This is a genomic window from Synechococcus sp. RS9907, from assembly GCF_014279615.1.
GTDB lineage: Bacteria > Cyanobacteriota > Cyanobacteriia > PCC-6307 > Cyanobiaceae > Parasynechococcus.
In genome coordinates, this window is sequence record NZ_CP047944.1 from 972,120 (window position 1) to 990,289 (window position 18,170).

The 18,170-nt window shown below is 57.5% G+C and carries 32 protein-coding genes and 1 riboswitch; of the genes, 12 read left to right on the forward strand and 20 right to left on the reverse strand.

Annotated elements, in window-relative coordinates; translation table 11 throughout:
* The 3 genes from SynRS9907_RS05240 to SynRS9907_RS05250 all read right to left on the reverse strand — a co-directional run bounded on the left by SynRS9907_RS05240 (window position 1) and on the right by SynRS9907_RS05250 (window position 2,509).
* Window positions 1-318 carry a hypothetical protein gene (locus SynRS9907_RS05240; protein WP_188022046.1) on the reverse strand — a complete coding sequence of 106 codons (318 nt, stop codon included), beginning with the start codon at window positions 316-318 and terminating at the stop codon, window positions 1-3.
* Window positions 319-631: 313 nt separating this feature from the next.
* Window positions 632-1,129 (reverse strand): early protein (E6), encoded by a 498-nt coding sequence (locus SynRS9907_RS05245; RefSeq protein WP_115082102.1) that lies wholly within the window; start codon window positions 1,127-1,129, stop codon window positions 632-634.
* A gap of 3 nt (window positions 1,130-1,132) precedes the next feature.
* On the reverse strand, window positions 1,133-2,509 hold the full coding sequence (locus tag SynRS9907_RS05250; RefSeq protein WP_188022047.1) for a DUF2130 domain-containing protein: 1,377 nt from the start codon (window positions 2,507-2,509) through the stop codon (window positions 1,133-1,135).
* A gap of 87 nt (window positions 2,510-2,596) precedes the next feature.
* On the opposite strand from SynRS9907_RS05250, the gene SynRS9907_RS05255 reads away from it, so the two are divergent.
* Window positions 2,597-2,737: a hypothetical protein gene (locus SynRS9907_RS05255; RefSeq protein WP_188022048.1), complete on the forward strand. Its 141-nt coding sequence runs from the start codon at window positions 2,597-2,599 to the stop codon at window positions 2,735-2,737.
* A gap of 7 nt (window positions 2,738-2,744) precedes the next feature.
* Here SynRS9907_RS05255 and SynRS9907_RS05260 read toward each other — a convergent pair whose 3' ends face one another.
* Entirely contained in the window at window positions 2,745-3,146 is a 402-nt protein-coding gene (locus tag SynRS9907_RS05260) for a DUF1499 domain-containing protein (protein WP_188022049.1), read from the reverse strand.
* Window positions 3,143-3,298: a hypothetical protein gene (locus tag SynRS9907_RS05265; protein WP_188022511.1), complete on the reverse strand. Its 156-nt coding sequence runs from the start codon at window positions 3,296-3,298 to the stop codon at window positions 3,143-3,145. Before SynRS9907_RS05265 ends, SynRS9907_RS05260 begins: the two co-directional genes overlap by 4 nt.
* 45 nt (window positions 3,299-3,343) lie before the next feature.
* Between SynRS9907_RS05265 and SynRS9907_RS05270 the strand changes: the two genes are divergently transcribed.
* The gene (locus SynRS9907_RS05270; protein WP_188022050.1) at window positions 3,344-3,517 is read left to right on the forward strand and encodes a hypothetical protein; all 174 of its coding nucleotides are present in this window, start codon (window positions 3,344-3,346) and stop codon (window positions 3,515-3,517) included.
* Window positions 3,518-3,520: 3 nt separating this feature from the next.
* Here the strand turns inward: SynRS9907_RS05270 and SynRS9907_RS05275 are convergent, their stop codons facing one another.
* The 5 genes from SynRS9907_RS05275 to SynRS9907_RS05290 all read right to left on the reverse strand — a co-directional run bounded on the left by SynRS9907_RS05275 (window position 3,521) and on the right by SynRS9907_RS05290 (window position 6,378).
* Window positions 3,521-3,679 (reverse strand): hypothetical protein, encoded by a 159-nt coding sequence (locus SynRS9907_RS05275; RefSeq protein WP_188022051.1) that lies wholly within the window; start codon window positions 3,677-3,679, stop codon window positions 3,521-3,523.
* 35 nt (window positions 3,680-3,714) lie between these two features.
* Entirely contained in the window at window positions 3,715-3,888 is a 174-nt protein-coding gene (locus SynRS9907_RS05280; RefSeq protein WP_006851491.1) for a hypothetical protein, read from the reverse strand.
* A 495-nt stretch (window positions 3,889-4,383) separates the two neighbouring features.
* Window positions 4,384-4,506 (reverse strand): hypothetical protein, encoded by a 123-nt coding sequence (locus SynRS9907_RS13990; protein ID WP_255441949.1) that lies wholly within the window; start codon window positions 4,504-4,506, stop codon window positions 4,384-4,386.
* Window positions 4,507-4,562: 56 nt separating this feature from the next.
* Window positions 4,563-6,023, reverse strand: a complete 1,461-nt coding sequence (locus SynRS9907_RS05285) for a glycosyl hydrolase family 57 (RefSeq protein WP_188022052.1) — start codon at window positions 6,021-6,023, stop codon at window positions 4,563-4,565.
* Between the two features lie 13 nt (window positions 6,024-6,036).
* Window positions 6,037-6,378: a hypothetical protein gene (locus tag SynRS9907_RS05290; protein WP_114989188.1), complete on the reverse strand. Its 342-nt coding sequence runs from the start codon at window positions 6,376-6,378 to the stop codon at window positions 6,037-6,039.
* Window positions 6,379-6,536: 158 nt separating this feature from the next.
* On the opposite strand from SynRS9907_RS05290, the gene SynRS9907_RS05295 reads away from it, so the two are divergent.
* The 3 genes from SynRS9907_RS05295 to SynRS9907_RS05305 are packed head-to-tail and all read left to right on the forward strand — an operon-like array spanning window position 6,537 to window position 7,955.
* Window positions 6,537-6,875 carry a phenylpyruvate tautomerase MIF-related protein gene (locus SynRS9907_RS05295; protein ID WP_188022053.1) on the forward strand — a complete coding sequence of 113 codons (339 nt, stop codon included), beginning with the start codon at window positions 6,537-6,539 and terminating at the stop codon, window positions 6,873-6,875.
* A 37-nt stretch (window positions 6,876-6,912) separates the two neighbouring features.
* Window positions 6,913-7,089: a hypothetical protein gene (locus SynRS9907_RS05300; protein ID WP_255445999.1), complete on the forward strand. Its 177-nt coding sequence runs from the start codon at window positions 6,913-6,915 to the stop codon at window positions 7,087-7,089.
* Window positions 7,086-7,955 carry a sugar phosphate isomerase/epimerase gene (locus SynRS9907_RS05305; protein WP_188022054.1) on the forward strand — a complete coding sequence of 290 codons (870 nt, stop codon included), beginning with the start codon at window positions 7,086-7,088 and terminating at the stop codon, window positions 7,953-7,955. The genes SynRS9907_RS05300 and SynRS9907_RS05305 overlap by 4 nt, the downstream gene beginning before the upstream one ends.
* On the opposite strand, the gene SynRS9907_RS05310 is transcribed toward SynRS9907_RS05305, so the two are convergent.
* Genes SynRS9907_RS05310 through speB form a run of 7 tightly spaced genes read right to left on the reverse strand, consistent with a single transcriptional unit; the run spans window position 7,877 to window position 13,914 of the window.
* On the reverse strand, window positions 7,877-8,947 hold the full coding sequence (locus SynRS9907_RS05310; protein ID WP_188022055.1) for an aromatic ring-hydroxylating dioxygenase subunit alpha: 1,071 nt from the start codon (window positions 8,945-8,947) through the stop codon (window positions 7,877-7,879). The two genes, SynRS9907_RS05305 and SynRS9907_RS05310, sit on opposite strands and share 79 nt — an antisense overlap.
* 22 nt (window positions 8,948-8,969) lie before the next feature.
* Complete coding sequence (locus SynRS9907_RS05315; RefSeq protein ID WP_186495586.1) at window positions 8,970-9,725, reverse strand: ABC transporter ATP-binding protein; 756 nt, start codon at window positions 9,723-9,725, stop codon at window positions 8,970-8,972.
* A gap of 3 nt (window positions 9,726-9,728) precedes the next feature.
* Window positions 9,729-10,556: an ABC transporter permease gene (locus SynRS9907_RS05320; RefSeq protein ID WP_186495585.1), complete on the reverse strand. Its 828-nt coding sequence runs from the start codon at window positions 10,554-10,556 to the stop codon at window positions 9,729-9,731.
* A complete protein-coding gene (locus SynRS9907_RS05325; protein WP_188022056.1) occupies window positions 10,556-11,557 on the reverse strand; it encodes an ABC transporter substrate-binding protein in 1,002 nt (333 codons plus the stop codon). The genes SynRS9907_RS05320 and SynRS9907_RS05325 overlap by 1 nt, the downstream gene beginning before the upstream one ends.
* Window positions 11,558-11,595: 38 nt before the next feature.
* A complete protein-coding gene (gene hypB / locus SynRS9907_RS05330; RefSeq protein ID WP_186498088.1) occupies window positions 11,596-12,300 on the reverse strand; it encodes a hydrogenase nickel incorporation protein HypB in 705 nt (234 codons plus the stop codon).
* A gap of 21 nt (window positions 12,301-12,321) precedes the next feature.
* The gene (locus SynRS9907_RS05335; RefSeq protein ID WP_188022057.1) at window positions 12,322-12,720 is read right to left on the reverse strand and encodes a hydrogenase maturation nickel metallochaperone HypA; all 399 of its coding nucleotides are present in this window, start codon (window positions 12,718-12,720) and stop codon (window positions 12,322-12,324) included.
* A gap of 3 nt (window positions 12,721-12,723) precedes the next feature.
* A complete protein-coding gene (gene speB, locus SynRS9907_RS05340; protein ID WP_188022058.1) occupies window positions 12,724-13,914 on the reverse strand; it encodes an agmatinase in 1,191 nt (396 codons plus the stop codon).
* Window positions 13,915-13,940: 26 nt separating this feature from the next.
* Window positions 13,941-14,041: riboswitch (guanidine-I (ykkC/yxkD leader) on the reverse strand.
* A gap of 175 nt (window positions 14,042-14,216) precedes the next feature.
* Here speB and SynRS9907_RS05345 point away from each other — a divergent pair.
* On the forward strand, window positions 14,217-14,381 hold the full coding sequence (locus SynRS9907_RS05345) for a hypothetical protein (protein WP_188022059.1): 165 nt from the start codon (window positions 14,217-14,219) through the stop codon (window positions 14,379-14,381).
* 135 nt (window positions 14,382-14,516) lie between these two features.
* Here the strand turns inward: SynRS9907_RS05345 and SynRS9907_RS05350 are convergent, their stop codons facing one another.
* On the reverse strand, window positions 14,517-14,681 hold the full coding sequence (locus SynRS9907_RS05350) for a hypothetical protein (protein WP_170951296.1): 165 nt from the start codon (window positions 14,679-14,681) through the stop codon (window positions 14,517-14,519).
* A 303-nt stretch (window positions 14,682-14,984) separates the two neighbouring features.
* Window positions 14,985-15,140: a hypothetical protein gene (locus SynRS9907_RS05355; protein WP_255446000.1), complete on the reverse strand. Its 156-nt coding sequence runs from the start codon at window positions 15,138-15,140 to the stop codon at window positions 14,985-14,987.
* A 98-nt stretch (window positions 15,141-15,238) separates the two neighbouring features.
* Here SynRS9907_RS05355 and SynRS9907_RS05360 point away from each other — a divergent pair, with 98 nt between their 5' ends.
* From SynRS9907_RS05360 to SynRS9907_RS05385, 6 genes are all read left to right on the forward strand, one after another.
* Complete coding sequence (locus SynRS9907_RS05360) at window positions 15,239-15,565, forward strand: hypothetical protein (protein WP_255446001.1); 327 nt, start codon at window positions 15,239-15,241, stop codon at window positions 15,563-15,565.
* A 208-nt stretch (window positions 15,566-15,773) separates the two neighbouring features.
* On the forward strand, window positions 15,774-15,959 hold the full coding sequence (locus tag SynRS9907_RS05365) for a hypothetical protein (protein ID WP_114988977.1): 186 nt from the start codon (window positions 15,774-15,776) through the stop codon (window positions 15,957-15,959).
* Between the two features lie 110 nt (window positions 15,960-16,069).
* Complete coding sequence (locus SynRS9907_RS05370; protein WP_114989190.1) at window positions 16,070-16,282, forward strand: hypothetical protein; 213 nt, start codon at window positions 16,070-16,072, stop codon at window positions 16,280-16,282.
* 56 nt (window positions 16,283-16,338) lie between these two features.
* Window positions 16,339-17,004: an SDR family oxidoreductase gene (locus SynRS9907_RS05375; protein ID WP_186508830.1), complete on the forward strand. Its 666-nt coding sequence runs from the start codon at window positions 16,339-16,341 to the stop codon at window positions 17,002-17,004.
* 15 nt (window positions 17,005-17,019) lie between these two features.
* Window positions 17,020-17,805, forward strand: a complete 786-nt coding sequence (locus tag SynRS9907_RS05380; RefSeq protein ID WP_188022060.1) for a J domain-containing protein — start codon at window positions 17,020-17,022, stop codon at window positions 17,803-17,805.
* Window positions 17,802-17,966, forward strand: a complete 165-nt coding sequence (locus SynRS9907_RS05385; RefSeq protein WP_188022061.1) for a hypothetical protein — start codon at window positions 17,802-17,804, stop codon at window positions 17,964-17,966. Before SynRS9907_RS05380 ends, SynRS9907_RS05385 begins: the two co-directional genes overlap by 4 nt.
* A gap of 53 nt (window positions 17,967-18,019) precedes the next feature.
* On the opposite strand, the gene SynRS9907_RS05390 is transcribed toward SynRS9907_RS05385, so the two are convergent.
* Window positions 18,020-18,124: a DUF4278 domain-containing protein gene (locus SynRS9907_RS05390; RefSeq protein ID WP_114988979.1), complete on the reverse strand. Its 105-nt coding sequence runs from the start codon at window positions 18,122-18,124 to the stop codon at window positions 18,020-18,022.
* Window positions 18,125-18,170 lie beyond the last annotated feature (46 nt).

Genomic DNA, 18,170 nt, shown 5'->3' on the forward strand with positions numbered 1-18,170 from the left:
TCAGGGATCGCTGGGATCAACCAGCTGCAGATAGGCCGTATCGGCGTTCTGCAGGGCTACATCATCGTGATGAACGTCAATGCTGTAGATGAGGTGAAGCAGGCGGCCGCGATCCATGCCACGGTCGGCCACGTCTTTCCAGAGGCGTGAACTGAGCTCCGCATCACGCCATTTGAGCTGGGCATCGACCAGTGCCCGCGTCATCGCGATGTAGCTCTGCCGGTCGTTGCGCAGCCGGTCTTCGGAGAAGCTGTGTTGAGTTGCCGGCTTGAGCAGATTGCGAATCGTCTGTGAGGCCGCCTTCAGCACCTTTGGCATCGTCGTTGTCCGACTCAGTTCAGTCTGATTCGGTCGTCTGGGCTGACAACGGAGTGAAATGCCTATGCCTGGATCAGAAATGAGTATTTGAACTCACTCCAGTGGGACGGTAGTGCTGATGACTTTTTGTAAAGTCAAACTCGTTAGGTTCAGTCAGCTGTTCTCAAGACCGTGGAAATACTTGTGATTGCGGCCATATTTGTGCCCTTTTCTGCCCTCGTGATGAATGCATTTTCCGGTGATTCGGAAGACGATTTCGATTTCCTCTGAATGGAAGCCAAGCTCCTGGCGATGTTGGCCTTTGGTGCCGCCGTTATGACCCTTTGGGCTTGGTTGATGGCGAATTTGCCGCGGATGGAGTCTGACCAGAGCAAGCCTGACAACCGCCGTTGATGCGGTAGGGCGCGAGGTGTCCACGCAGGCAAGTTGTGCCGCGGAAGAAGAGTTTTTGTCCCAGTTCTCGCGCGTGGGCATCGGTGAGCGGCAGGGAAAGCCAGCGATCAGGCACTTGACCCTTCAGCTGTGATCTGGCTTCCAGCGCTGCTTGGCGGCGTTGTTTTTCCTCCCGATCGTTTTTGCGATAAACCCCTTCAATTTGAAGTTCGCGGGAACAGGTTTCACAGGCATTCACGGTGGGCTTGCGGCGAGCCGTGTTCAGCGACAACTTGTCGCTGGGAACTTCTCGCTCGGCCCCGCAGCTGCAGCGGCACCACCAAAAAGCGTTTCCTGCTTTGGTTCGCCGTTCGGATGCTCGCACCACGGTGAGTTTGCCGTAAACCTCGCCAATGCGGTTGCGTGGACTGGAGGGCATGGCTCAGGCCGATTTCTGATCAGGAGCGTTGTTCAAGTCGGCAAACTTGTCTGCCATCGTTGGATTGCGTCGGGTCAACTTTTTAACGGTCACATCCTGTGCCTTGTCATTGGCAAGCCTCAGGTTTCGATCAGCACCCATCAGGGCATCCTTGGTTTTTTGGAGGTGATCGATCGATTTATCGATTTCATCGATTGCCGTTTGGAAGCGTCTGGAGGCGAGGTCGTAGTTGCGCGAGAAAGCTGTTTTGAAGGTTTCGAGGTCGTTCTCGAAATTGGTGACATCAATGTTCTGTGCCTTCACCAGAGCCAGTTCAGCCTTGTATTCCAGAGACTTCATGGCTGCATTGCGGAGCAATGTGATGAATGGAATAAAGAATTGTGGGCGAATGATGTAGGTCTTTGGGAAGCGATGAGACACATCAACAATGCCTGAATTGTAAAGCTCATTTTCAGGCTCCAGCAGGGAGACGAGCACCGCATACTCGCAATTTTTTTCGTTTCTATCTTTATTTAGCTCTTTGAGAAAGTCTTCGTTTTTCTTTTTGGTGGCCGTTGTATCAGCCTCATTTTTCATCTCAAACATGATCGAGATGATTTCGTTGTTGTGGTCGTCCTGGTCGCGGAAGATGTAGTCCCCCTTGCTTCCACTGCGCGCGTCGTTGTCTTTTTCGAAATAGGCCTTGGGGAAAGCCGCTGCACGAATCCTGTTGAATTCGGTTTCGCAGTGTTGCTCGAGGGTTTCTCCCACCATTTTGGTGGAAAGCCGCGCCTTCATGTCGCGCAAGCGTTCAATGGCCTGATCCCGATCACTGAGCTGGGCTTCGTAGCGATCTTTCAGTGATTGAGATTCCAGTTGATGCTTCAGTTCCGCTTCCTTCAAGCCGCTTTGAAGTGCATCGCGTTGCTTCTCCACGGAACTGACCGCTTCATTCACGGCCAGCTGGCGCTGCATGGCTCCAGCCTGGAGCTTCGCCTGCAAGTCCCTCACTTCACTTTCTTTTTGCAGCGTCATCGCCTGCATTTCTTTGGCGAATTTGGTTTCAGCCAGGCGTAGTTCTGTGGCCTGCTGCTCACGAATCTGCTGGAGTTCAGCGGCAATGCGATCACGCTGCTTCTCCGCTTTGTTAACGGCATCTTTAATCGCCAGTTCCTGATGCATTGCACTTTGCTTGAGTTGGGCCTCAAGCGTTTGCATTTCTCTGTCTTTTTTGGCAACGGCCAACTCGATGGCATTGCGTTTGTCCTGTTCGGCGAGGGCCAGTCGCTTGTTCAGTTGCTGTTCAAATTCACGATCCCTCACCTGTTTGAGGATGTCGGCATACCCGGCCTCATCCACCTTGAAGGCGGTATTGCAGTGAGGGCAAATGATGTCGTGCATGTCTGACGATTTGTGTTGAACGTTCGCGCTACGTGCTGGGATTTTATCCGGCTCTGGCTAATACGAGATCAGCCCACGGTTCATGCCATGCCCGATTGGATCGATCCACGTTCGCTGCTCGACACGGTGATCATCTCGAGCATCGTGGCCTTGGCCGCCATCGGATTCGTGGTTGGCATCAAGGAAATGATCACCGATCTGAGCAAACTGCGTCGCGCCAAGGTTTAAGCGGCCTTCAGCTCTCCAGCCCCGACCGCAGCGCCGCCAATCGTGCGGCGTTCACACCAAGATCCGAGTCGCCGAGACGCGACTCGGACCGTGCCTGGATCCGGTTGTTGTCGCGATCAGCGAACAGCTCCAGGTCATCCACAAAGCCAAAGAAAGCGCTGCTGGCCTCGGCATGCAGGTAGGTCTCGGTTTGATCAATCACAACCGTCCGCGGCGACTCCTGCACCAACACATTCAGCTTGCTGAAGTCCGCCATCGGGTCGGAGCTCGCCCAGGTTTGGCTGGAACAGTGAGCTGTTGTCGGGCAGTCGCGCAACGCCCCGTTGCTCACGCCGAGATCCGCAGGGACGGGGCCAGAAAGATGGAAGAGCATCAACACGGGGGCCAGTAGGCCGGCGAGGAAGGTCACTGGTCTCTGCGGGAACGACCGCCCCAGTTCAGCATCCAAAGCCAGATGCCGAACAGGGTTCCAACGGGTAAGGCGATCACCACCAACTGGCTGATCACGAACTGGCGCACCTCAGGATCCACGGTTGCGCTGATGGGGGGACATGCAGGCAAGACTCGCGTCCCGTTCGCCATCATGGAGCGCATTGCTGGGCAACGATGACGAATCCGGGTTGGATTGTGCTCGCATGGTTGGTGGTGGCGCTGGCGTCTGCCCTCAAGTTTTGGTCGATCACGCGCCCCTATCGCGACAAAACTCTTGCCCGTGGGCAAACCGTTGACGAAGCACGTCAACGTTTGGAAAGACGCTGGCGAAACGACAGCAAAGTGTGATGCTTATTTCTCGGAGATCACCCAGGCCGTGGCAGCTCTCTGACGCACATAGAGATCTGCGAGTTCCCGTGCCAGAGCTTTCAACTGGTCAAGATCGTCGGTTTCGTTGATGGACCGCTTGATCGCTTCAGCTTCGAACTGCTGAGGCAAGCTCAGGTTCATGACTTCCAAGCAGGTCAACCAACTGTAACGAAGCGTTATTTCTTGTGTGGGCTGGCTGCTGCCCGTGAGCGGGCAATCTCCTGCTGCCAAGCCAGAAGCAGATCTTTGCTGATCTCCTGAAGCTGTTTCACGTCAGTCATTGAATTGATATCGCGACTGCGCTGTTCAATGTCGAATTGTTGGCCAAGTGTCAGAGCGATGGGCTCCATGGTGACGTCGGCAGGATCAGCTCAAAGTATTGACCCGATCCTGCGTTGTCGTAACAACGGGTACGTTTTATCCCTGCTGTGTGCTGTTCCGTACTTGGTCTGGATGAAAGAGCATTGACCCTCGTTCTTGCCATCGTGATGTGAAGCAAGCGCCAGTCGCTAAATGTTGACATCGAAGGCGATGCCGTTCTGCATTGCTTATATTTTGTGGGTGATGCAGGTAGAGCTTTGGACGGTTCCGGGCAAAATCTCGAGCGCCGTTATCACCTGGAAGTTTGGAGGGAAACGGTGTACTGGATGCAAGCGCGATGTAGCGACCTGCAGGAGCTCGATCGTGAGGGCGATGCCGCTTCGATTTATATGGAATTTCGCCTGAAAAGAATCGGCTGATTCGAAATCAATTCTGGGATTCAGCGACGGGCAGGGAAACAGCCACCAGCAGGGCAATTCCGATTTCCGTGGCAGCGATCAGCAGTTCGGTAACGATTCCCATGCTCAGTTGCGGTTCTCGTCGATGGGTGGCATGTCGCTGGGACGCATCAGGGCAAACACCACAGCAGCCGTCAACACGATGCCAATGCCCACCATGGCGATGATTGCGGTTGTGTAATCACCCATCAGGTGCGTCCAGCTCTCATCATGTTACACGAATGTAACGCTCTGTAAAGCATCTCTCAGCTGGTTGGAGCCGTTGCCGTTCTCTGATTCAGCAGCTCCTCTCCCCGGCGATGGATCTCCTGGGCATAGTCGGTCCAGGTTCCTTGACCCCAGTAGCGAAAACAACTGGTTTCCAGCAGCAGCACATGCAGCAACGCTTCCTGATAAGCCCGTGTCCCGGTGGTGGTGGGGTCTGCGGCGACTGAGCGGTCGAACAGCGCATGAAACTGAGCGCTGAGTTGATTCATCGGGGCCAGCACATTGGCGTAACCCTCAACCCAGCTCAGGTCGTTGGTCCAGGACGCACCCTCCATGCTGAAGCTGGTGTCGTCAGCCCTCAGTTTGCTGATGGTCTCTTCCATCGCTTCGGCTGAGGAGTTGTTGTCAAGCTCTTGCCAAAGGCGGTGTTGTTGTATCGCCTGGATGGTGGGGAAGTGTTGGCGATTCACTCCCTTGCGCTCCAGGGCCTCAAGGTATTCACTGCCGTTGATGGCCACGGTGCCGTTGGGGTTGTCACGGATGTGGCGATTGGCCTGCCGGAACGCCTCTGGGAATTCATTCATCATCACCCCACCGTTTTCTCCGTCGGCGATCTGGCTCACCAGAGATGGCAGCGCAACGTCACCAAGACGTTGCCGTTCGCAACCCAATGCCTCGTAATAAGGCTGCATCTGGCCCACAAGTTTGGTGTCAGACCCCTGGGTTTTAATCAGTGCCGTCATGCTGATCTCCTCGCCTCGACTGTTCCTGGCGAGAAGTTGATTGGGAATAAAGCATTGGCTGCGCGGCAGTGGACTGCCGTCCATGCGTTCAACGCTGTGCTCCTGCACCAGAAGCCACTGATATCCAGCTTCTTTGAGGGCTTTGATGAATTCGAACAGGGTGTCGGGATGGTTGGGTAAAGCCATCTCCGGCGGTGAGAACCCCTTCACTCGCTCCAGGGCAGCGCTGCCAAAACAGGCCGCGAACTGCTGTTGCCAGGCGCTGATTTGCAGTTTCAGGTCTGGGATGGGTGTGGATGGAGCCACGGCATGGCTCCAGAAGGTTCCAAGCCACTCCACATGTCCCTGCATCAAAGGGTCACAGGCGAGGTAGTGGAGTGCATCGCCAATGTCGCCGCGCCCCATCTGCTCGATTCCCCAGAGCAGATTGCCCGAATAGTCGAGCATGATTCTTGGGTTACAGCCTTCGTTGATCAGTTCAGGCAGCAGGTCGGCAAGACGCCGATAGCAGTGGGCGAATGGCTTTGCGTTGTGGTTGTCACCCTCGTTGGGGTGATCGAGCATGTATTGAAGATGGGAGATCAAGCTGTTGTTCGCCCCCGCCGGCACCGTTGGTTGGTGCATGTGAAGAGCACAGGCAAATCCGGAACGCAGTTGTTCCAGATCGATCGCGCTGTTGGCCCACACGTGACGCGGGGTCAGCATCACAGCGGCAATGTCCGCTTCTCGTCCGCTGATCGGGGGGCAGCCTGTCATTGCACTCCGCTTGTTATGACCAGCCGGCACGCGGTGTTTGGCGCAGCATGCCTTCCCAATGATCACGCCAGGTGTGCTGATCGCCAATGCCAGCCAACAGTTCAACCTCAGCAGGGGCCTGATCCAGTCGATGCCTCCAGCGGGTGATGTCTTCGGCTTGATCGAGCCAGGTGCTCATCACGTCGTGACGAATCGCCTCCCCATCCCAGTGGTGCTGGTCGGCCATGTTTTGCGACCAGTGCATCAATTCATCCAGGCTTAGTGGCCTGAATCCCATGATTGTCAGACCTGTGATCTGCTCGAGTTCAAAGCGACGCAGAACGTCTCCAAGGCCAAAGAAGTGAAGAAGGATCATTGAGCTGATCACTTTTGTGTGAAATTTATGAGCCTTTCTTTCTTCAAATTGTTCAGGTTGATGCTCTTTGTTTGTGGAAATATTTCAATTGGATCAACATCCAGGGCTTGGCACTCCTGGCCCGAGAGTGCCAAGCTTCTCCCAGCATTCTTGAGCCGATGCCTCTGATCAATGTGCACACGTCGCTTCCCGCACTGAAAGACGGATCGGCGTTGTTGCAGGAGCTTTCGTCTGAGTTGGCCAATCAGACGGGCAAGCCGGAGGCTTACGTGATGACGCTTCTGGAGACAGGCGTTCCGATGACCTTCGCCGGCAGTCATGAGCCCTGTGCCTATGTCGAGGTGAAATCGATCGGTGCCCTGCGTCCGCCTGCGATGACAGCTGCGTTCTGTGAGCTGATTCAGGCGAGGACGGGAATCCCCGCCAACCGTGTGTACATCGGGTTTGAGGATGTGCAGGCCAGCTGCTGGGGATGGAACGGCAACACCTTTGGCTGATGCTCTCCCATACTGAGGCCGAGATCGCGCTCTGGTGGTGACAAGCTCTCCTCCCGGCACTCCGGGCAACCCACGTCAAACCACGTTGATCGCATCGTTGCGTGAAAGGTTTCGCTTGGCGGAACAAAACCGTGATGCCAAGGCGAAGCAGGCTCTCTTCCGCGAAGCGATCTATCTCGGCATTCAGCCGCAGCTGTTTACAGAGATCCATTGAGCAGCCCCGGGTTGCTGCTGTTCAAAACACTGTGGGGTTGGACTGGGTCCCTTGAACAGGCCTGCACCTCCGCTGAAGGCCAGCACTTTGATGGCCTTGAGGTGAACCTCGATCACCCTTGTCTTAAGGCTCTTCAGCCTGAAGGAATCCGTCGCTGCCTCTCCGATGCAAAACAGCATCTGATTGTTGAAATTGTTACCGGGGGGGATTACACCCCCGATCTCAACTGCTCTCCATCGCAGCATCTTGATCAAGTTCATCGCGGCTTGGAGCGAGCCATGGCGCTGGCCCCGCTCAAGATCACTCTGATCACCGGCAGCGATAGCTGGCAAGAAGTCGAGCAGCATCGCTTTCTCGACAGACTTCTGGACAAAATTGATGCGTGTGCGATTCCGGTGACGCTCGAGACGCATCGCAGTCGTTCTCTCTTCGACCCATGGCGCATGCCCGCCTGGCTAGCCCGCCATCCACGGCTTCGGCTCACAGCGGATCTCAGTCACTGGTGTGCGGTATCGGAACGGTTAATGACACCTGAACTCCCCCCCATTCAGGCGATGGCCGCTCGGGTTGATCACATTCATGCCCGAATCGGCCATGCTCAGGGGCCCTCCGTCAGCCACCCTTTCGCACCGGAATGGGCTGAGGCTCTCGAGAGCCATCGTCGCTGTTGGCAGTTGTTTCTCGATCAGAGCGCGAGGCCCGAACGGCCGGTCACGATCACGCCTGAGTTTGGTCCCGACGGCTACATGCCGCTTCAGCCATTCACAGCTGCACCCCTCGCTGATGTTCAGCTGCTCAATGCGGAGATGGCCTCCTGGCTGCGTTCCTCAATGCTGATTCCTGCTGATCCCAATCGTTCTCGGTAGAGGCCCTGCCAATGCAGGATCCTCCGTTCCAGCCGATGCGGAGGCCCTGGCTCGAAATCGCCTTGATAGCCCTGTTGGACTGATTCAACCAACGCCTTGTCTTCGTCCAGAAAGGTGAGCATGTCTCTCAGCCAGGCGTCGGCAGTGGCTGCATCGATGGCGCCGCTGCCTGCGAACAGGTGCAATTGCATCGTGCAGCGGTCGGGTCGTTCGGGCATGAATTCCAGCCATGCCAACCGCCCGTCTGGCCAGACCAGAAGATGGCTCCATGGCGGCAGTCCGAAGGTGAGGAATCGACCACCGTCCAAGTGGGGGGTCTCCAGAAGGTTGTTGTGTTGGCTGAAGCGATGGCGGTAATCCCGCACCGGCCCTTGTTCGCGGTGCAGCGTTGTCGGATGGGCAATGGCGACGTGGTAGTCGTCAAGTGTGTTGTCGTGGGCGATCTTCCAGTTGCAGGCAAGGCTGCTTCGGCTCTGGCGCAGCAGGGTGGATGAAGTATTCCAGGCTGCTCCGGCTTCGGTATGAACCAGCTGCAGCTGCTCCTCGAGCGTTAGAGCCTGGTCGCTGAAAGCGATCCAGATCAGTGGGCCATCGATGCGGCAGGCAAGCTCTTGCAATCCCCATCTCTGCCGGTCAAAGTCCTGCACAAAATCGGCTTCACGTGCCGCGGCCAGCAGCTCTCCGCGCAGGTTGTAGGTCCAGCCGTGATAAGGACAGACCAGGCGTCGACAGGACTGCCCCATTCCTCCGCCTTGCCGAAATGCAACACCGCGATGGGGACAGCGGTTGCGAAAAGCACGGGGATGTTCACCCTTGGGCCAGGTGAGCAGAAGTGGCTGATCCAGCATGGTGATGGCCAGCACCTCTCCCGGTTGGAGATGGCTGATGGGTGCAACCGGATGCCAGTAGTGGTTGGCATACGTGTGGATGTCCCATTCATGCATCGCGTCGCCGCGGTATAGCGATGCAGAAAGGAACGTCTGATTCAACACGGCTTCACTTGGGACAGTTCAGTCAGGAAAGTGCCGGCTCCAGCTCCCGCATGGTGGCGGAGAGGGAACGACGCATGGAGAGGAAGTCGCTGCTTAGGCGCAGCTGATCGAGATCGGTTTTATCGAGATCGACATCGAGGGATCGAATGATTCGCCCTGGATTTGGGGCAAGCACGTGGACGCGCTGGGCCAGCACCAAAGCCTCTTCCACGTCGTGGGTAATCAGCAGAACTGTCAGGCCTGTTCGTTGCCAGAGCTTGAGCAGGAAGTCCTGCATCGATTCCCGGATCTGTAGATCCAGAGCCCCGAAGGGTTCATCCAGCAACAGGATGCTGGGGTTGGTGGCGAGGGCCCGGGCGATGGCCACCCTCTGCTGCATTCCGCCCGACAGTTCGCGCGGCAATTTTGTGGCGGCGTCACTAAGGCCAACCACTTCGAGGAAATAGGCGGTTCGCTCCTTGATCTCTGCTGCTTTCATCCGCTGAAGTCGCATCCCGAAGGCAACGTTCTCAGCGGCGTTGAGCCATGGATAAAGGCTGTATTTCTGAAACACCATGCCCCGGTCTGGCCCGGGACCAGAGACTGGTGTGCCGTCAACAGTGATGCTGCCGCTGCTCGGTTGATCCAGACCAGCAATCAGCCGCAGAATTGTGCTCTTCCCGGACCCAGAGCTGCCCACAAGGGCCATGAAGTCTCCGGATTTCATGGAAAACGAAAGGTGATCGAGGATCAATTTCTCCCCGAAACGCTTGCTTAGGTTGTTAACGATCAGTTCCAAGGCTCACACCGCCCATTTGCAGCTGAGACGCAGCAAAAGCCTGAATCCCATGTCGATGGCGAAGCCGATCAAGCCGAGAACGATCAACTCGGCGAAGATCTGATCGGTGCGGAAAAAGCGCTGAGCCAGCTGGATGCGTTTGCCAAGGCCCACTTCCGCGGCCACCAGCTCAGCCACCACCACAAGGTTCCAGGAGGTTGCGATGTTGATGCGCAACGTGTCGATGATGCTGGGCAGGCTGTAGCGGGCGACGACTTGCACCAGGACCTGCCGGCTGCGACCACCCAGGGTGAGTGTGGTTTCGATGAGTTCTTTGGGAACGAACTTCACCGCATCCATCACCATCAGGATGTTGAAGTAGATCGTGCCGAGAAAAATCAGAGCGATCTTGGGTTCCTCCCCGATGCCGAGGTAGATGATCAGCAGAGGGATGAATGCCGCTGCAGGCATGTAACGCAGCATGGCGATCAGCGGCTCGCAGATTGCGCAGATCGCTGGGTACACCCCCATGCAGATGCCGATCGGCACCGCCAGAAGTGTGGCGAGAAGAAATCCTCCAAACACGCGGCCGGTGCTGGCCACAATGTCTTGGAAAAGGATTCCGCTCTCGGCCATGGAGGCCAGGGAGCGGAACACGGCCTGCGGAGAGGGAAGGAATTTTTCATCCACCAGTCCGAGGGAAGCGATGGCGGTCCAGAGCAGCAGGGGCACCAGCAGTGATGCCACCTGCAGGCCGCCACGCACGGCCTTGGATGGCATGGCACCAAGGGTGAACAGGGAGAGAAGCCCATGGCTTCTCCCCTTGCGAGCAGCGGCGGCCGTGGCAGTCATCAGGAGGCGGCGACCTTCTTGATGAAGCTGTCGTCAAACAGCTTGCTCATGTCTGGTTTCTCAGGGATGAAGCCCACCGAAACCATGAAGTCGGCCATCGACTCAGCGGCGAATGGCATGAACTTCATTCCCTCACCAGTGCTGAAGGCCTCGAGGTTTTCCTCGATGGAGAAGAAGCGAGTGCCGTCTTTGTACTGCTCGTATTCCTCAGTGGGAATGCCGGCACGCTTGGCCATGATCGCCTCGGATTTTTCGGGGTTCTTTTCCATGAACTCGCGAACGTCCCACCAGGTTTTCACGATCTTCTGCACATCGTCGGGGCGCTCCTTGATCAGATCACCGCTGACGGTGAGCAGATCAGGAATGGCACCGGGATACTCCTTGGAGCTGGCGATCACCTGGGCACCTTCTCGCTGCATGGCGGTGCCTGTGTAGGGAGGGAAGGCACCAACGGCATCAACTTGACCGGCCGCGAATGCAGTGGCTGCCTGATCGGTGGGCATGCCTTTGATCACCACGTCGTCGCGGCTCAGGCCCGCATCCTTGAGGGCCAGGCTGAGCAGATAGTCATCCACAACGCCTTCCTCAACAGCAACGGTCTTGCCTTTGAGATCGGCGATGGATGTGATGGAGGCATCGGCAATGATCTGGTCATTGCCAGCAGAGTTGTCGTTCACCAGAACCACCACTTCACCGCCGTTCTCACCCGGCAGGAAAGAAATGGTGTCGTTCAAGGTTTGGGAGTTGCCGTCGATCTTGCCAGCGGCGAAGGTTTCCATCGACTGCACGTAGCCGTCGAACCACTTCATCTCCACATTCACGCCGTTCTTCTCGAACAGCTTTTCCTCCACGGCAATCGCCCAGGGCCACCATCCGGCCCAGTTGCTGTAGCCCAAAACGATCGGGGTGCCACCCACCGTCGGTGTGGAGGGCTTGGAGCAAGCGACGGCCAGCACGATGGCGAGGCCGGCGAAGAGAAGGTTGCGCAGTTGTTTGGTCATGGCATGGGCGGGAGGAACAAGACGTTGAATTGATCTGCTCAGGCGGTGGCCAGAGCAGGGGTTGTGGTGGTCCGGCTGGCGAGGGCTTGCCGCACCCAGATGTGCCAGGCATCCAGGCCTTCACCTGTCAGGGCTGAGACCTCGATCACCGTGGCGTTGGGATTGATGCTGTGAATGTTGCGGCGGATCGCTGCCACATCCACAGGCAGGTGGGGCAGAAGATCCACCTTGGTGATCAGCACCACATCCGCGTTGCGGAACATCAGGGGGTATTTGAGCGGCTTGTCATCGCCCTCGGTCACGCTGAGCAACGCCACTTTGTGGTGTTCCCCAACGTCAAATTCCGCAGGGCAGACCAGGTTGCCCACGTTCTCCACGAGCAGTAAATCCAGCGCGGATGGATCGAGCCGTTGTTGCAGCAACTCCAGGCCACCACTCACCATGGCCGCATCGAGGTGGCAGGCTCTGCCTGTGGTGATGGGCACCACCGGGATGCCAACGGTTTCCAATCGGTCGGCATCCAGCTGGGTGGTCATGTCGCCTTCCAGCACGGCCATGCTGAGTTCGCGAGCCAAGGCTGGGAGGGACCGTTCGAGCAGGGCGGTTTTTCCTGCGCCTGGGCTGCTCATCAGGTTGAGGCAAAGCAGATCCCAGCTCTGGAAATGCTCGTTGTTGTGTTCGGCCTGATGGTTGTTGGCGGCAAGCAGATTGAGGCCGAGGGTGTCCTCAAGAGGCATATGCATGGCAAAAGGGGGGTATTGGTTTCAGCGCTGACGCTGGATTGGAGCGGACTCAAGGGCAGCGGCGGCATCGCTGCGGTAATCGATGCTGCGGATGCGCAATTCCCTACCGCTGACGATCTCCTCAAGCGGGTGATCGCAGCAGGGAGAGCGGTAGGCGTTTTCGGGTACGGGGTCGTAGGTGCCGTTGCAGATCAAGCAGCGGCCCACAAAGGGGATTTCCGTGATCGTGAGCCGGGATCCATCCAGCCAGGTGCCCTGCACCGCAGCGTTGTAGGTGGTCACCAGTTGATCGGGTTCAACGCAGGTGAATCGGCCCACATCGAGATGAACGGTCTCGACCATCGCGGAGGTGTCTTCGCGACGGTCGCGCCATTCATTCAGGGAGATCAGCAGGCACTTGGTCATGTCGACTTCATGCATGACCTATCTCCACTTCTGATCAACGTTCATGTTGCAGGCGTCGCTGATCCACTCCGGCTTCTCTTTGCGGGGCAACTGACCGCTCACCACAAGGTGGGCCATGGTGTCGCAAATCACCCGGGTGGCCATCAGGGAGGTCATGTCACTGATGTCGTAGGGAGGTGAAACCTCAACGATTTCAAGGCCGCAGACGGGAACGTTGCGCACGATCAGCTCGAGCAGCTTGAGCGCTTCTCGCGGCATTAGGCCACCGGGCTCAGGCCAGCCAGTTCCCGGCACGAAGCCGGCATCGATGCAGTCAATGTCGAAGGAGATGTAGACGCAGTCCGTGCCATCGGTGGCTCGTTCAATGGCGTACTGGGCTGCGGCTTCAAGCCCCATTTCAGTGATGTCGGTCACCGTGAGCACATTGGTGCCCCGCTCCCTGCAGACCTTGACGCCCTCGCGAGGCACTTGCCATCCACCAATGCCCAGCTGCACCAGGTTTTCTGCCGGGGCGTTGGCCATGTTTGTGGCATGGAACCAAGGGCAGGTGTGCATCCGCTCATCAAGGTCGATCTCCTGGGTGTCGACGTGGCGATCGAAATGGATGATTCCCACTTTTTTGTCGCCGAGATGGCGACACACCCCACGCACCGTGGGGAAACCGATCGAGTGGTCGCCACCGAGGATGATCGGGAAGGCGCCGCTCGAGAAGACGTGGGCGATGCCTTTGGAGATCTGATCGAAACTCTTTTCGTTGTTGGCGGGGATCGTGAAGATGTCACCCACATCGCAGAGGGTGATCTGTTCACGCAGGTCGACCCCCATTTCGTAGTTGTAAGGGGTGTAAAGCGCTGAAATTCGTCGGATCCCCTGGGGGCCGAAGCGCGTTCCGGGCCGGTAGGTGGTGCCGCAGTCGTGGGGTACACCAACGATGGCGACGTCGTAGTTGCCCACCTGGTTCACATCTTCCAAGTAGGGCGCCTTCATGAAGGTGTTGATGCCGGCGAAATGCGGCAGCTCGCCTCTAGAGAAGGTTGAGATGTTGCGGTCAACAATGCTTTCGGCGGCTTCAAGCCCGAAGCGTTTGGCCTGGTCAACTTCTTGCTGCCAGCCAGTGAGTGGAAGCTTGCGTTCCTTCTCGAGTGCCTGCATGCCTTCGCTGGGATGCGAACGCTGGAAGGCCCCTGAAGGGTCCGATGGGGATGACATCAAACAAGGGAGTGTGCGTTGAGGCGGTCTCCCGGGCTTTTGTCCCTCCGTGCAACCGGCAAGGCCGGTGGAAACCTCTTGGACCAGGCATCCCTGTGAAGAGATCGGAACCCTAGGTTTCATCCGCAAATTCACTGTCTGCGGCTTTGATGCTCTGTGGAGTGTGAACCGCTACAAATGATTGGTGTGGCTGGTTTTGCAGAACATGGCTGTTGGGTAACAACAGCTGCTAACAGCAAGTAACAAGCCAATTCGCGTTGTCAATCGTTCTGCTTAGCGTTTGCTCAACACGAATGATTGCTGTGAGTGAATCCTTCGGTGGTCTGCCCAACAAAGAGTTGAGTTCTAGTGTGTCGCAGTGGTGGCGCGAACGGGTTCAACACCTGATTGATTGCGGCCGGGCTGAGGATGCCCGCTGCCTTTACCTGGAGTTCGGGGAGGAAAGTGCAGGAACGCTGGGTTTCTGAGCAACCTGCATAAAAAAGGAGGGTTCCCTAGGCCCTCCCGGAGTCGACGCATTACCCCTCACCGGGGTAAATCAAGTGTTACGTGCCGAACACTCAGCCGCTGTAGGTGTTGATACTTATTCCTTGGCGTAACGATCAACTTAAGGATTGTTCCTGACGCCGCAGAATCTCATAGGCCTGCCAAAGACCTTCGACGTCAGAGCACACCGCATGTCGATTGCAGACGCGATAGCGGCCCTGGCCGATGGCATCAATGGTTGTGCCCTTGGAGGTGGCACAGATGCGACTGATGCTCTCCATGGGATTCGCTCAGTGGATCAAGGATCTACAGCCGTGAGGGGCCGCCATGCACCTCTGATTTGCAGTTCTAAATCTCTTCTGCGGGAGAAAAGATCCATGGCTAAAAGCTCACAGCCATAAAAAAACCGGGCTAGGCCCGGTTTTTGTTCAGCTTTTGCTGGCGTTTTGAACGCTCAGGCTTTCGAAGGCTTGGTGGTGAGTGCAGCAGACATGGCGGAGGCCAGGAGCACGCATCCGGCGACGGCGAGGAAACCCATGGATCGGGGGGAGGGAACGACTAGGGCATCATTCCCACAGCTGGCGTCAGCTTTTGTTGCTGTTGGCACGGAATTCGGAAGAACCTTGCTTTCGGCCGCCCTCGGCCGTTTTCAGAGGCATCTCCTGACGATCGAGACACGTTGAGCACAGCAATTTCCCCTTGTTGCGCCAGTACGCCGCCATCGAGCGCTCGATGCGCATGGAGCACCCTTCACAGCGAAATAACGGCATCGACGGCTCCGCGACGCAGCCCTTCTAACGCAACGGCGGGGTTGAACCGGTGTTCTCTGTGACGATGGGTGCGCTTCGCTCGCCCCAGCCTTGTGATGCAGGCCCTGCGTTTGTTGCTGCTCACCCTGATGGCGTCCGTCGCCTCTGCCTCCACGTCGTTTCAGCCCTTGGATCGGGTGGAGGGTTGGTTGATCGAGCGACGTTTGGACGCAAACCAGGATCCGATCTGCCGTGCGTCTGTGCCAGGACCCGGCACCTGGTTCTCGGCACGGGTTCATCTGGATGCGAACGACGAGATGGTGGTGCCTGCCGGGCTGCATCGACCGGACGAAACGAGGCTGGAGGCTGTGCGTGATGCGCTCCGGCGTTGTCGCGCCAGTGTTCTTTATCTGTAGTGGATAAAGCTTTGTGGCCGGGGCCGCTGCTGATCTGAAATCGAGCTATGAAATCAGGGTCGGCAGTTGCAAAATCGTCGACTCCTCACACCACCCGAGCCTCCGCCAAGCGCGGGGGCTTTTTTTTGATTGATCCCGAACAGCACCTTTCGATTTTGTGCTCAGCAAATGTTTTGCGGTTGTGATGTTTTTAACCGCTCAATCTCTGATGTATTGCATCGAGAGGCTTGATACAGGAGGGCAGTGGATCCAGGAGATCTGCTTCAAAACGGAGTTCAAAGCCTTTGTGAATGCCCGCACCAAATCGCGCGCCACGTTGAAGACCTATCGCGTGGTGCATGCCACCTGGAATCAGGTGGTCACCGTTGTGCAGGGATCAGCTGAACCCCATTGATCTGGCTTGCTTCGGCGTTTCCCGAGCCGTTGCGATCCCGAAGACTTCAAGGCTCTTTCCTGGATGTGAAATGTCCTGAGCCATAACCGGTGGCCCAGGGGCCTGTGGGCATGATCCTCACGCGGTATCTCAGCAGTGAAGGTTGGGTGGAGGAGTGTTCCCATGCCAACGCTTTTGATGCCTATATCGACGCACGGCGACGCTGCGTGCTCCGAGGCTGCCCCTATCTGCTGGTGGATGCAGAGACCGGCAGCACGGTCTCCGTGCTCACGGTGAAACAGTGTTTGCATCAGTACGGCGTCGAGGGGGATTTCCCGGCGTGATCGCGTCAGGGGATCGACGCAAGAGCCGGCAGGATGGCGGTTGCTGAAACCTCCCGATGGCGACGTTTTTGGTCACCGGCGCAAACCGTGGTATCGGCTTGGAATACTGCAGGCAGCTCAAGGCCCGTGGCGATGACGTGGTGGCCGTTTGCCGTCAAACCAGTGATGAACTGGAGTGCCTGGGGGTGCGGGTGGAAGCCGGCCTTGAGTTGAGCGACAGCCAAGCCATTGATGACCTGGTGCAGCGACTGGATGGTTTGCCCCTCGATGGCGTCATCCTCAATGCCGGGATCTTGCAGTCGATGGGCCTGATGGATTTGGATCCCTCCGGGATTCGCCGCCAGTTTGAGGTGAACGCCCTTGCTCCTTTGCTGCTGGCCAGGGCGTTGGTGGATCAGATGCCCAACGGAGCGAAGTTGGTGCTGATGACCAGCCGCATGGGGTCCATCGACGACAACAGTTCGGGAGGCTCCTATGGCTATCGGATGTCGAAAGTGGCGCTCAACATGGCCGGAAAGTCGTTGGCGATTGATCTGGAACCGCGGGGCATCGCCGTGGCGATCTTGCATCCCGGATTGGTGCGCACCCGCATGATTCGCTTCAATCCCAGCGGCATCCCCCCCGAGCAGTCGGTGAAGGGTCTGTTGGCCCGGATCGATGATTTGACCATGGCCACCAGCGGCAGCTTCTGGCATGCCAATGGTGAGTTGTTGCCGTGGTGAGGCGGGAGACACGCTTTGGGCTTTGATCCGCGTCAGTGGTCAGGCGGACGCCCTGAACAACGGGTCACCAGCAATGTTGAGGCGTTGCTGGCGGAGAACGACGCTTTGCGCCGCGAGGTGTTGCGGCTCAACCGTGAGTTGGAGCGACTCCAACGTCAGCAACGCCAACGCATTCGTACGGAGCCCAGATCCCATCGCCCCTGGAGTGAGCCATCGGCACAAGCTCCACCGCGCATCAGCAGCCAACAGGTGCGGGCCTGGGGGCAGGCCCTCGCTCAGCAGCCGGGATGGACGGCACTGCGTCAGCGCGGATTGGAGCTGTTGATCGAGCAGCTCAACCGCAGTGGTTTTCCTGCCCGCTTAACCCTGGAACAGCGGTTGGATCGGTTGGTTCGGGGGCTGGGGACAGATCTCAAGGCGGCGGTGGGAGCCAAGCCGAACAAGCAAACAACGGCCGTTCTGGCGGCGTTTGCCTTGTTTGGGGTTCGCGCCAGTGAATGGCTGGATGAGGATCCACAGCGTGTGGTGGAGCAGTTGCGTCAGCGGCAGGACCAATCAGGTTCAAGGCGGCAGGGTCGCCGCACCCGAACGGACCAACGTCAAACGGATCGTCAGGACGATGGCCATGCCCGTGATCCACGTCGTGCCGCTTTAAGGGTGTTGGGCTTGGAGGCCAACGCGTCCCTCGCTGAGATCAAGCAGGCGCATCGAAAACTGGTGAAGCAGCACCATCCCGATCTCGGTGGTTCTGCTGAGGCGTTTCGACGCGTCAATGAGGCGTATCAGTCGTTGGTTCAGTGACGCTCTTGTCCGATGATCTGGGGTCGCAACAGGTGGTGTTGATGCCGGTGGAAGTTGGTGTGGTGCTGATTGGTGCTGGCTTTGCCGTGGGTGTGTCCCTCGCCGTCGCCGTTTGGTTTGAACGTTGGAAGGCAAAACAACCCGATCCTGAAGGCAAATGAGCCATAAAAAAGCCCCGCCGAGGCGGGGCTTGTGAGAGGTTGTCGTGCTGCTGTCAGCGGGCGACTTTCTGACCGCGATAAACAAGAACTGGGCGCTGAACGTTCGATGCAGCAGCGTTGTTCTGGTTGTACTTCTGGCCGCGATAGGTCAGGGTCATGATGGGTTCCTCGAAGCAAGCTCAGGTCCCCGTTCCATGGCCTGAG